The 12,864-nt window shown below is 55.8% G+C and carries 9 protein-coding genes; 5 read left to right on the top strand and 4 right to left on the bottom strand.

Annotation, left to right across the window (positions count from 1 at the left end):
* Positions 1-6: 6 nt before the first annotated feature.
* Positions 7-4,542: an Ig-like domain-containing protein gene (locus tag ACTOVJ_RS00935; RefSeq protein WP_449504599.1), complete on the bottom strand. Its 4,536-nt coding sequence runs from the start codon at positions 4,540-4,542 to the stop codon at positions 7-9.
* A gap of 97 nt (positions 4,543-4,639) precedes the next feature.
* Between ACTOVJ_RS00935 and ACTOVJ_RS00930 the strand changes: the two genes are divergently transcribed.
* Positions 4,640-6,004, top strand: a complete 1,365-nt coding sequence (locus tag ACTOVJ_RS00930; RefSeq protein ID WP_449502768.1) for a hypothetical protein — start codon at positions 4,640-4,642, stop codon at positions 6,002-6,004.
* Between the two features lie 42 nt (positions 6,005-6,046).
* Here the strand turns inward: ACTOVJ_RS00930 and tgt are convergent, their stop codons facing one another.
* Positions 6,047-7,258, bottom strand: coding sequence for a tRNA guanosine(34) transglycosylase Tgt (gene tgt, locus ACTOVJ_RS00925; RefSeq protein WP_449501495.1), 1,212 nt, complete (start codon positions 7,256-7,258; stop codon positions 6,047-6,049).
* 42 nt (positions 7,259-7,300) lie between these two features.
* The gene (locus ACTOVJ_RS00920; RefSeq protein WP_449503779.1) at positions 7,301-8,119 is read right to left on the bottom strand and encodes a DUF4261 domain-containing protein; all 819 of its coding nucleotides are present in this window, start codon (positions 8,117-8,119) and stop codon (positions 7,301-7,303) included.
* A gap of 243 nt (positions 8,120-8,362) precedes the next feature.
* Here ACTOVJ_RS00920 and ACTOVJ_RS00915 point away from each other — a divergent pair, with 243 nt between their 5' ends.
* Positions 8,363-9,280: a DUF4862 family protein gene (locus ACTOVJ_RS00915; RefSeq protein ID WP_449503780.1), complete on the top strand. Its 918-nt coding sequence runs from the start codon at positions 8,363-8,365 to the stop codon at positions 9,278-9,280.
* A gap of 33 nt (positions 9,281-9,313) precedes the next feature.
* Here the strand turns inward: ACTOVJ_RS00915 and ACTOVJ_RS00910 are convergent, their stop codons facing one another.
* The gene (locus ACTOVJ_RS00910; protein WP_449503781.1) at positions 9,314-10,642 is read right to left on the bottom strand and encodes a hypothetical protein; all 1,329 of its coding nucleotides are present in this window, start codon (positions 10,640-10,642) and stop codon (positions 9,314-9,316) included.
* A gap of 101 nt (positions 10,643-10,743) precedes the next feature.
* Here ACTOVJ_RS00910 and ACTOVJ_RS00905 point away from each other — a divergent pair, with 101 nt between their 5' ends.
* The 3 genes from ACTOVJ_RS00905 to ACTOVJ_RS00895 are packed head-to-tail and all read left to right on the top strand — an operon-like array spanning position 10,744 to position 12,814.
* Entirely contained in the window at positions 10,744-11,622 is an 879-nt protein-coding gene (locus ACTOVJ_RS00905) for a DsbA family protein (RefSeq protein ID WP_449501499.1), read from the top strand.
* Positions 11,619-12,233: a 1-acyl-sn-glycerol-3-phosphate acyltransferase gene (locus tag ACTOVJ_RS00900; protein ID WP_449503783.1), complete on the top strand. Its 615-nt coding sequence runs from the start codon at positions 11,619-11,621 to the stop codon at positions 12,231-12,233. Before ACTOVJ_RS00905 ends, ACTOVJ_RS00900 begins: the two co-directional genes overlap by 4 nt.
* On the top strand, positions 12,230-12,814 hold the full coding sequence (locus ACTOVJ_RS00895; RefSeq protein WP_449503784.1) for an ArsR/SmtB family transcription factor: 585 nt from the start codon (positions 12,230-12,232) through the stop codon (positions 12,812-12,814). Before ACTOVJ_RS00900 ends, ACTOVJ_RS00895 begins: the two co-directional genes overlap by 4 nt.
* Positions 12,815-12,864: the final 50 nt, after the last annotated feature.

Below are 12,864 nucleotides of genomic sequence, written 5' to 3'. Positions count from 1 at the left end.
TTTTCCTTAATCAATCTGCAGTGGACGAGAATTTGCTGGTGCCGAAGCACCGACGTCGTTGTACAAAACAACTTGGAATTGATGTGCCACACCGCGAGTTCTCGCAGGCATACGGCACACAGATCCAGGAGTGCATCTGACTTGATCGCCTTGTGTGAGATCGGTGATCACCGCCGCCCGGAGCGAGGATCCTCCCAATCCGCCTGGCACGAACGATACGAGAGCCGTGTGCCCTTGAAGGACCGCCGTCACTTGGCGTGGGGCGTCAGGGACATCAATAGCATCGAGATACACGGTTGAGGAAACATCACGTGACGCATCACCTGTGGCATCGCGGAGCGTATATCGAACCACAAACTCACCCACCTGTGTCGGAGTGACCGTCAAACGCGTTCCCGATGCTGCCACGCGCACTGCCCTACCGCCGTCGGCTGAAACGATCCGAGGCGGATCAGGAAACGGATTGCTGACAAGCGCGCCGATATCGATCGTGACGCTCTGTCCGCGTCGTACTTGCCGAACAGTCGTTCCCACCGAGAGACGAGGAGCCGCGTGCTCGATAACCGACACGCTCACGTTTCCCGACGTCGCTGCTTTGCCATCGCTGGCAGCAATGCGTATCGTTCCGGCACGGCCTGCGCGGACACCAGATTGAGCGTCGATGCGTAACGTGTGCCCAGTGAGCTGAGCAGTGATGCCGGGTGGAACCGATTTGATCGTATAGGCCAGCTGATCAGCGTCTGGATCGTGTGCAATCGTCCCCAAGTCCAACGACATCCCCTCACCGCCAGAGACAATCTGCACAGCCGCATCGCCAACAACCGGAGCATGGTTATCATCGCGAATAGTGACGGGGATCGAAATCGTGGCGCGTTTACCCGACGCACTCACCACCCCCACGCTGACAGAGGTATTTCGCGTGCCGTCTTTTGATGCAACGATAGTGAGGTTCTTTCCGTGGCCTCGGGCAGTTATTCCTGTTCCGGGAGTAACCTGCCCATCGATCGTCACATCTGGATCAATGTAAGCATTGATATCCGATGTCAGGCTTTGCCCTGGACGAAGGGAGATGACAGCTCCACGAATAAGGTGAGGAATCTGGTCATCATGTGGAACAGAAGAACGATTGTCCAACCCCGGCACCCACACCACTGCCGAGCCGCTCAGCCCGTCGGCGTCGGTGACGGTGTAAAGCACTGGGCGAGGTGCAGGTGAGAGATCGATGAGAAGCCGATGGCCACGGACTTGCGCTGCAGGATCCGACGTAGAGACCTTCAGTTGCGATGCTGCTCCGTCCGGATCGCGATCGTTACGCACAACATCGACGGTGATCTGCTGCGGCGTGCCTGTCACCTGAGGGAAATCGTCAGCCGGGATCGGAGCAAGTTTGGGTGCGTCCGGATTGACGATGACAGTCAGGAGACCCGTCGCACGACCACCTCGTGAATCCACAACATCATAATGGACAAGGTACATTCCGGGCTTCTCCGGCGCAGTGAAGGCGAGCTGCCCACCGCTTTTCTCCGTGACAGCCACGTCATTCTTGTGCGAATGCGCAGTTCCGACAGCGAGCGCAATCGGATCGAAATCCGGATCGACATCGTTCGCCAACACCGGAACTTCTACCTGCACTCGCGGACGCACGGTGACCCGGTCAGGTCCCGGAATCGGAGCCTGGTTGTGGTCAGACGCCGGAGCGATCCCCACTCTCACGCGTGCTTGCGCGCTCTTACCCCCGCGATCGGTTACCTGATATGTAAAAACATCAGTTCCGGCAGCATCAGCATGTGCTCGATAAGTGATCGTGCCGTCCGCCTGAGCTGTGGCGACACCGAGTTTTGCTGAGTTATCAATCGATGTGAGTTGGACGGAGTCTCCATCAGAGTCGATTCCATTCAGTGGTACTTTGATCGTTACCTGACCGCCCGCACGTGTGCGTGCCACCAGATCAAGAGGATTAGGCGCCGCATTCTGTCCCGAGGCAAGAATACGGAGATTCACACGCGCCTGAGCACTTCGCCCATGCTCATCAGTGACCGTATACGCAATTGCATACTGCCCAGGTTTTCCCGCTTTCACACGGACCTCGTGTTCACTGAAAAAGATCTCGCCAGCGTCGGCGGGAATACTGCTGACACGCGTCACTTGTAAAGCGTCGGGGGCGATATCGTTTGCGATAACGTCCACAGTTCCCACATCACCGGAACGAACCGTGAGAACGTCATCAACCGCAATAGGTGCTTCATCGCGTGTCGATCCGCCGGGGATCACCACGATCGTGCCTTGCGCACTCGCTTTGCCATTGGAGACAGTGTATGTCAGGCGAGCTGGAGCCGTGAGCCCTGCATCCGCACTCATGCGAACGTATTGCTGCCCCATCGCGAGCGCGCTCACGCCTGTCGGAGCGTGAACATCCGTCACAGTCAATACACCTGATCCGGGATCCCAGTCATTGGCAAGCGGATCAATCAGGGCTGGCTTATTGCCTATTACTGCGAGGTCAGTTTCTGGGATCGGAACACCGTCCTGGTGGGCGTCAGTAACATCAACACGTACCCTGCCTACTGCAGAATTCTTTCCGTCAGTTATCGAATAGGTGAAGTAAAACGTCCCTACACTCGATGCTTCAAGGCTGACATTTCCGCTGGTAGGATCCATATTGGCGACAATCCCTTGGGGAATCTCTCCCAGTGACACGAGTCGGAGTGGGTCACCATTAGGGTCGACGTCGTTGGCTAACGGCGAGAAGACGGTCGAGTTTCCCAGGGGTAATAAGACGGAATCGGCATTCGCCGTCGGGGTGACTTCGCCAGAGGCCACCTGAACCGTAAGCACCCCATCACCCGTCAGCGATCCGTCCGAAACGGCAATGGGCACAGATACTGTGCCTGCCGCATGGCCAACGTTCGCCAGTTCAACTGAACCGGTGCGATTCCACGTAATGTTGAGCTTATCCGCCTCACCCACGTTCGCTAAGTAGATCGGATCTCCGTCAGGATCGATCCAGTCATCAAGCACTTGCGTACTGGTACGACCTTCAGGGGCTAGATGCGTCAACGCTGCGACAACTTGACGTGGCGGAAGATTCTGTTCCGTCGGGTGAACGGTGATTGCTACGGTGGCCTGCGCACGTCCCCCTCGCCCGTCGTTGACTTCGTAGGTAAAAGTTGTCCTTCCCGACGCCGAAGCCGGAGTGTCGATCTGGAAGGCTCGCCCCGCGCGGATGGGAACGACTTGTCCGAAACTCGGTTCTTTAAGAAGAGACACTGTCAGAACATCGCCGTCGGGATCTGAATCGTTGAGAAGGACAGGCAATGTAGTGACCTGGCCGGCACGCACACCAAAGGCATCGGGCTCGACCAATGGCACGCGGTTGTGCGTGCTTGTCTGAGGATTAGCTGGCTCATTCAACTGCGAATGAGAACGTTGGTCGGTCTTTTCCGGAGTGTTGTCGTCAGTGAGCGTTGTGTCCCAGTCATCAACAATCTGCATGTTTTTATCTGGTAGCCACACACGCCCGCTTGCTGTGTCATTGAGGACAATGGCATCACGGTTGGTGCGGAATACAGCGGCTCGTGAATCACGCAACGAATCGTTTTGCTTCACTTGGTCGTCCTGGCGGCCGGGACATTCACGCATGTAGACGCCCGTACCTGACCACGCACTGTAGGCGCATCCCTGATGAAAAACGGGACGGGTGGGATAGCCCGATCGGCTCTCACGGCCAGAGATTTTCGCCGGATACGTTTCAATACGCGCTGTCTGAAGGTTCACTTCAATCAGTTCTTTATCGCTGGCGATCAGGGCAAAATCTGCTTGTGGCCCAGGAAGCTGGAGAGCAAGATTCTCGCCGCTGATATGCGCCTGACGTTTCGCTCCATCGATATAGAGCATTCCCGACGTCGTATCTAAGACTAGCGAGTGATCTCCCACGGCACTGACCTGAAGGGTGTGGTCATATCGGATGTCGTTCGGCAGGACATTGTGCTGATCGCCGGCAATCCATTTGCGAGTGATCGGTGACGCTCCGTGGAGAGCTCCAGTATCGGTGAGAACCACATCTCCGTGAGGCAACGACGTCGCTACGACAGTGTCATGTGTTCCCAGACGTGCGGCTTTGTCCACCTCTGTTTTCCACACAGTTCCTGACGTCGGATCATAGGAGGATACGTAACCTCCACCGAGTGTGGAGACGCTTGCCTGAGATAATGACGTTGATTTTCCGAAGGTTGATGACGCGGGATCAACCATCGCGATCGAGCGGGCGTTGAGATCGTGGAACAGTACCTCATCACCTTGCTGTGCCACGTCAAACGCACCTGAGGGGGTGCGAAGTTGGGCATCTAACGTCATCGACGGGTAGTTCACATGACCAACGATGTGACTGCGAGTATTCGTGACCCACACGCCAGAATCGGTCAAATCAACGTGTTGAACTGGAATTCCGCCATGCCACACGGCTGCAGTAACCCAGGCTGCCAAAAGAGCGCCACCTGCAACAAGTGACGCAATTTGTTTTTGTACTTGACGTTTAATAAACATACGTAGAATCCGTGGTGTTGTGCATACGTATCGTATTTTAGCCAGAAATGAGCGTAGATGAACGACTGCATCGGCTCAGGCATGAGACAATAGACGCATGGAATTCATGCAATGGGCTCTCGATATTGCTACTCGCCACCCCGCTCTCAACGGCGCGCTCGTGTCCTCACACGGACAGTGGCTCGATGTCTTGCTTGCCGACGGGCGTGCCTTTCGATTCCGGCCCTCCGCAATGATCAGGCCGGACGCCGACGAATCGGTTCGAGAAGCCCTCCTCGTACGCTTGATTGACATCGGGATCTCCCAAGCAAAGGAACCTGAAATTGCCGAAGAAGACCTCGATCGTGCCCCTCACGAACCTGACACCTCACCCGCGTCTGGTACTTCTCTCGGCTTCGGCGCGTCGCGCGAGCATCTCGCCCATCCCAGCACCTTCCACGACAACGACACTCCGGCGTCGGCAGATGAGCCAGACAAAATTACGGCGTCGACTCCCATCGTTCCGATTGTGAGGGCAGCTGACTATTTCATTAATCCATCCACGCAAGCCGACCCGCTGGTGCACGTGCCGCTGACTGAATTCCTCGCGGTTGGTTTAGCCTACGATCTTCCAAACTCCGTCCACCCGGTGTATTACTCCGGACTTGAAGATGATCATCGTCCCATCGGAGAAATCCTGGCTGAATCGGTTGTCTCCCTGCGGAATCTCTCAGGGGCACACAACCAAGCAGTAGAGATTGCGGTCACCGACGTCGTGGGGGCACAAGTTCTGGCCTTTATGACACCGCTGAACTATGAGGTGTCGTGGTTCAGTGACCTAGACATGATGCAAGAAGTTGCCGAACGACTCTCAACTGAACGCCCTGGCGATGTGCCGTTGTTCGTACCGGCCTCTCGTACAAAGCTTTACATTGTGTTCGCTGACGATCCGAATCTTGCCGCATTTTTCCAGCTCCTTTTTGACCAGCGCGAATCACCTGATTGTCTCTATCCGCTGCCACACACCGTGGCAGCGGACGGATGGCGCGAATGGGTGCCATTGCCCGGATCACAAGTGGCGGATGTTCTTGCTGACTTGCGCGGATATTTCCGTTCGCGCATTTATGCGGGTCAGGTACGAGCAATGCGTGCTTGGGGCGAACTCGGAGAACTTGTCGACTTCCACGTGCGTACGCTCCGCGGAGGACATACGGTCAGTGAAGCAGTATGGGATGCCAACTCCGGTCCCGGGTCACTTCCACACACTGACTACATCACATTTGTCCGCGAGCGCGGTCCGATGCCCTGGGATGAAACCCCTGCGGTGCGCGTCTCCATTCCTACTCATGTGGTACGCGACTTGTGGCCTGAAGGCTTGCACAGCGTCGATAACCTCTGGCCAGCACGCTGGGAAAAAACGAGTTTCCCACCGGATGATATTCTCAAGGCGATGGCCGACGCGGCAGGCAAGAGCGCCTTCTAAGGGCGCCGCCAGCCGCCGACGTCGGCGGGGTAGCGCGAACCTTTATTTGCCGTAAAAACCGCCCAGGAACTCGTCCTTAAAGTCCCAGTAGGATCCGTCTTCCATGGAGGATCGGATCTGATCGACAAGGCGCACGGTGAAGTACTCGTTGTGGATCGTCGTCAAGGTATTGACCAACATTTCCTTCGCTTTAAACAAATGGTGGATGTAAGCCTTCGTGTAGTGGGTACACGTGTAGCATTCACATCCATCAACCAAGGGTGAAAAGTCGCGTTTGAATTGGGCTCGCGTAATATTAAAGCGCCCTGATGGCGAATAAATCGCTCCGTTTCGAGCAACACGCGACGGATTCACACAGTCGAAAGTGTCAGCTCCAGCCTCGACAGCGTTGAAGAAGTCGTCAGGCTCAGAGATCCCCAGTAAATGGCGGGCTCGATCGTCGGGAAGTTCTTCACACACCCACCGGACAATACGACCTAAGTTTTCCTTTTCCAATGCACCGCCGACGCCGAAGCCGTCAAAACGCTGCCCATCAATATCCATTGCGCCCAGATCTTGTGCCGCTTTACGCCGCAGATCTTCATATTGAGCACCTTGGATCACACCCCACAGTTGTTGATAGGGCTTGTCCGCGCGCTCTTGAGTGAGTTGCTTGTGGGCAACGAGGCAACGTTGCGCCCACAATCGTGTGCGTTCCAACGACTCTTCTTGGTAGGAGCGCGAGTTCATCAGGGTAGTGAGCTCATCAAACGCGAAAATAATGTCTGCACCAAGCTCATGTTGAATACGCATCGAAATTTCAGGAGTGAATCGGTGAAGATCACCGTTAATATGCGAACGGAACCAGACGCCGTCGTCGTCAACGTTCGCTAGACGCTCCTTGTTCGGGGCGACGGCGTCGTCAGCAACTTTCTTTCCAGAAAATTCTTCCGATAGAACCTTCTTAAAACCACTGCCAAGGCTCATCACCTGGAAGCCACCGGAGTCGGTGTAGGTTGGACCTGCCCAGTTCATAAACTTTCCCAAGCCACCCGCTTCATCAACGATGTCTGAACCCGGTTGAAGGTAGAGATGGTAAGCATTCGAGAGCACGGCCTGTCCACCCACTTGCGCCACTGCTTCAGGAAGAACCCCCTTCACCGTGGCTTTCGTTCCCACAGGAATAAACGCTGGTGTTGAAATCTGACCGTGTGGTGTGGAAATCACGCCAGTGCGGCCAATCGTGCCGTCAAGCTGAGCCTTTATCTCGAACATTTTTCTCTTTCTGCGTGTGATAGGTAGCGGTGCGTCTGGATATTAGTAGGCAACGCGGATCACTGGGTCGCCTGCGGCAGATTGTGCTTGTGTCAGAGGCAGATCTGCACCTGCCCACCCCAAAGTTTGGCCAGGCAGAAGGAATGCTCCTCCCGTGACGATGTAGTTCGCTACTCCACCGACCAAGGAAAAGAGGTCTTGCACCGTGTGCGCGGAATCGAGCACTTCCACGTCGAGATGGCCGAAAATCGGCAAACCAAGTGTCCGCGCTCGATGAAGATCTTCGCCTGCAACACGCACTGAGACCCACAACGGCAGGGGGACTTCGCCCTGTGTCAGCGATTGGGAGAGTTCGATGATCATTGGCGCTGGATGCAATGCTCCAAGCTCCGGCCGGAATACACCCACTGCGGCATCTTCGCGCATCAGGGCATCAGCGAGTTGAGTCATGACAATATTTGCTGAGACCATTCGTCCACGCCGTTTGAGTTCGGGAAGTTGGGCGTCGTCTGCTGTTTCTCCTGCAAGCTCGCCTTCGGGAGCAGCATCGAGAGGCGCATAGAATGTCATTGCCACATGGAAGTTGTGTTCAGGAAGCGTTCCCTTTTCAACATCTACTGCACCAGACACTGGAGTGAGGAGGACCTGCACACCCTGCCACACAAAGTGAAAAATTGCGTCTTTTCCGGCAGTTGCGGGCGCGCCATCAGCACCGACCCACGATCCGTGCACGTCGATGTTCCACAGTTCCTTGAGGCCGCTAACAGCCTTTTCCACATCAATAGGAGCTGTGAACAGGGAAAACACCGATAGAACCTCAGGGGCGGTGGGATGAATTGCAGATACTCCAAGCTGATCCATACCGGGCATTCTACCGTCAGGTGGCTGAGCTGGTCGCCTCACCAGCTCAGGAGATCTTCACCCTCACTATTCTGACAATTTCCTCACAGAGCCACGAGGTCAGCAAATATTGAGCCACAACGAGCCGCCGAGCACAGCGACGTCGGAATACACAAGATTCACACAGCTGACGGACGTGGCGCGGGGTACCACGCTCCGCGTAATGTAGGGAGGTGCAGAGTCCGCAAGAGAAGGAGCATACTCATGGCAATACCGTTCGTGGTCGGCGCTTACGCCGCGTTACCCGCAGAGCGAGAACAGCAGGAAGAGTTTTACGCCTCACTTGCGGATGCCCAATGGGTTAACGGACTCGAAATCCCGCTTCGTCAAACCATCACTGATGATTTACCATGGTTCGCTCACCAGATCGCACCATCGTTCACGATGAATGTCCTCACGCCGATCCCGGGAACAATGGGAAATTTAGCGAAGAACCCCGCATTCGGTATCGCTTCTCCCGATGAAGCGGGTCGTGCAGCTGCACTCGAGTTCCTGATCGACGGAATCAACCAAGTTAAAGCAGTCAACGACGCCGTCGGACGCCAAGTCTTTTCGTGGATTGCACTGCACACAGCCCCCACGGCAACAGCCGAGCGCGAGGCACTCGTTCGCTCACTGTCCACGATTGAACAGTGGGATGCGGATGGCGCAAAGTTCGTCATCGAGCATCAAGATGCATTTATCCCGGATCAGGCTCCGCAGAAGGGTTTCCTCTCACTTGAGGACGAGATCGGCGCTATTGCCGACGCGGGAGCTGAACGCACCTTCATCTCCTTAAACTGGGGACGGAGCGCGATCGAAGGCCGAGACACACAGACGCCACTGGAACATATCAAGACTGCTGCGCTAAGCGGAAAGCTGGCAGGAGTCATTTTCTCCGGTGCGCACAACGTCGACGGAGATTACGGACCGGCCTGGACCGATTCGCATGTAGCCCTTCAGCACGACGAACCCAGTTCGATCATGACGAGCACCCTCGTGGCAACAGCCGCCGAAACTGCCCGTAGCGCGAAAGTGAACTATCTGGGAGCGAAACTCACCCTCGATGGGCGTTACACCGTTCCCGAGCGTATTGCCATTTTGCGCAGGGTGGCTGGAGCAGCCGGGAAATCGAAGGCATAAAGGTCTCTCCCGTCAGGGGGATACCTTGAGCGATCACCCCAAGGGACGGAGATACGTCAGTTTCTTACCGTCCCATTGGAAGAACATTGTGTGTGTTGAGCCGGCGCCGATGAATCCTTGCGTGCCCGGCTTATTCACGGTCTTTGCGCTTGTCACATCCACAATATTCGCCCCTGCCTGGACAAAAGGTGCTCCGAGTGCCACAGGTTCACCGCTGATTTTCCACTGTGATTGACTGATCCAGTGCCCATCATGGAGGAGTGCTGGTTCCCCTTGCGTCGTCGCCTCGACGTTTTCAAGAAGAGCCTGTCGCAACTCGCGACTGCTGACATCCGCATTCACCCCCGCAAGCGCATACGAAAAAGCGGCACTTGAGCTAGACGCAGGAGTGATCGACACGGCGTGACCATTCGAGTTCCATTCAACAACGACGATGCCGGAACCACCGGAACCATCAGTGTGATGGTTCATTGCATTCGCTGATTGTTCGGCTTTAGGTGTCGATGACTGCTGTCCACCAAGAGTTGTCTGTCTCGCATCTGAGCTGAGCGTCCCCTCAGCAGCCAGACAGACAACACCGTCAGTTGCCGTCCAGCACGCGTTCCCCTGCGCATACGCAAGCGATGGAAACTGGATATACTCGCCGTTACCATTCTTATTCGTTTGCAACCGGACAAGCCCTGGACTTACCTGAGGCTCGCTCGTACGGCTGGGTGGAAAATATGTTCGCTGTTGGTTCTGGACAGCTCCGTTTGCGCCGAGCATAGCGACGACTGACGAACTACGGCCAATATTCACCACCCCGAGGCTCTGACCAAACGCACCGACAATCTGCGGAATATCCCCACTCAAAGAACTATCCGTTGACCAGGTAAAACTTGCAGTTCCCGTCCGAGCTGAAAGAATCACAAGATCTGAGCGTGCCGCACGTGACTCTCGGCGATCGCTATCGAGTTTTTCTGCAACTTTGCCGCCGACGTCGGCAGGACCAATCGTGAGGTAAACCGAACCTGCTCCAGCGTCGAGCGCGGTGAGGGTCGCCCCAGGAGGAAGGTAGTAGTGCCACGTGGGAAGAGCTGCGTTTTTACCAGTGACAGTGTAGCCGGTCAGTCGGCGTGACGAATGATGGTTCGAGAGCACCACTAAAGTTTTTGTTTCGGAATCGTATGTGACCGATTCAGGCTCGTCGGCTAGCTCCGCACTCCACGCCTCCTCGGCACCACCTTGGTAGGGGTTGCGTGCGTGGACAGTTGCACTTGAAGACGCCGACGACGGTGCCGGAGCTGGCTTAACGACAGGCGAACAACCGGCAAGCACTGCGAGGGTAGCCGTCGTCAGAGCAAGAGGAACAAAGAACTTCACGCCACTAGGCTAGCAGGACTGACACATCCCAAACGACAGTGGTCCTGAATTTATTGATGTATCGACGTGGTTAAATTGTTTCACATATCCAAGGAGGAACAATGTCCGAGCCCAACCAGAACACCTTCCCGCCTGCACGCGAACTCGAAGACGATGCTCTCGCTCACAGCAGCGCTCCCACTCCACCCCCCTCACGCGATCAGCCGTCGACGAAGAGTCACCGCAGTCTCGTGATTGCGCTGGTCTGTGTTGTCACTGTCGTTGTCGTTGCTCTGGTGCTGACAATGCTGCTGTGGAAGACAGGTTCGTCCACGCCGGCTCCACAGGCTACAAGCGCCTCGGCGTCGGCACCAGTGACGGAAGAAACTGGAGCTGGGCAGTTCAAGCCCGTCGAACAGAGCGACAAAGCCAAGAAACTCATTGCCTCCCAGCAGCGCCGGCAAGAGGGCGATCCGATGGCTGTCGGAAAAGTTGATGCCCCGGTGGTGATGAGCGTGTACTCGGATTACCGCTGCCCTCATTGCATGTCGTTTGCGCACGAAAAGATCCCTGCGCTGCAAAAGTATGTTGATAACGGCACTCTCCGCATCGAGTTTTCTGAGCTGCCGATCCTTGGCGATCAGTCGACTCTGGCCGCGAAGGCAGCAATTGCAGCTGGCAAGCAAGGGAAATACCTCCCCTTCCATGATGCGATCTTCGGCTCATGGAAGGATGGCAACCGTCCGGATTACACACCACAATTCCTCAAGGGAATTGCGAAGGAAGCTGGAGTGCCCGATCTGGAGAAGTTCGCCAAAGATATGGAGTCCGATACGGTAGCTTCACAGGTCAAAGCCACCTATGATCTAGGAATCAACAAACTTGGTTTCGAGTTCGTTCCCAGTATTCTGGTGGGAGAACAGTTTGTGGACGGCAGCTATCCGGTTGACGTATTTGCGCAAGTTGTTGAGAGCGAGGCTAAGGCGAAGGGATCTCAGTGAAGCACCTCATTTCCACAGCATTTCAAGCGGTTTCTCGTTGGACATTTGTCCACGAACCATTGCCGGAAAAAGCGATCGTCATTGGCGCTCCGCACACCTCTGTTTGGGACGGCATTTTGATGGCTGTCGCATTTTGGGATCTGAAACGCGATTTCAAATTCCTTGTCAAAGACTCACTCATGCGCGGACCAATTTCTCCGCTCATTAAGTGGGCCGGTGGCATGGGAGTGGATCGCTCACACCCGCAGGGAATGGTCGGGGCGGCGGTCGAACAAGCAAAGAAAACTGATGGCTTCACCTTGATCATTGCACCCGAAGGTACACGTTCAGAGCGTGCCTATTGGCGCTCAGGCTTCTACCACATCGCTCTAGATGCCAATATTCCAGTTGTTTTGGGCTTTATCGATGCAAAAACTCGCACCTACGGTTGGGGTCCACACATCACGTTAACCGGCGATATGACAGCCGATATGGATATCATCCGCGCTTTCTATGCTGACAAGGAAGGAATGCGCGACGGGCGCATCTCCACTCCACGTCTGCGCGCTGAAGATGCTGGTGCCAACTCGCAGACATCGGCTAGTGACTCGTCTGCAGGTGAGAACTCGTGAACGACTTCGACTACCCGCGTGCCTTTGACTGTGTGGACTCGACACAGTTGCAGAGCACGCGGGCCGAAGTCGCCAAACTCGTAGTTGATTCACTTCAACTCCCAGTAGCTACTGCGATCACCATGTTGGAGAACCAGTCCGTTCTCCTCGATGCGATGCGTGAAGAGTTCAAGGACTTGCAGGCCCAGGTTTCGAATTCAGCGACGGCGGGTATGAATCGCGAACGCAACCCACTCGACGTCTTTCCCGCATCCCACGAGCCGTTGCCTCACGTTGCACACGCAAGCGCGGCAGGTAGCGCAATCGCGACGGCGTTCCGTGCGCTCGACGCGACGAAGGTTTCACAGGATCTGAACGCGCTGGCGCATCCGATCCGTCTCGAAATTCTCCAACTCACGGCCGAGCGCGCGATGAGCGTGCGCGAGTTGGTCGAAGCGCTCTCGACAGGCACCACTGGCCAGGTCTATCACCACATGAAAGCGTTGAGCAGTGCAGGGTGGGTCGAGATGACCGACGGAGAATACTATCTTTCTCCTGACCGCGGCCCGCAGCTCGCCGCAATCCTCGCCGCCCTGCGCTAACAAACAATCAACACGAGTATGCTCTCATCGCTCCTGCGAGAGAAGCGCGC

The sequence above is a fragment of the Arcanobacterium sp. (ex Cirak et al. 2026) genome, assembly GCF_053585065.1.
Note: the sequence above shows the minus strand (reverse complement) of the source record. Positions and strands in the feature narration are given on the sequence as shown.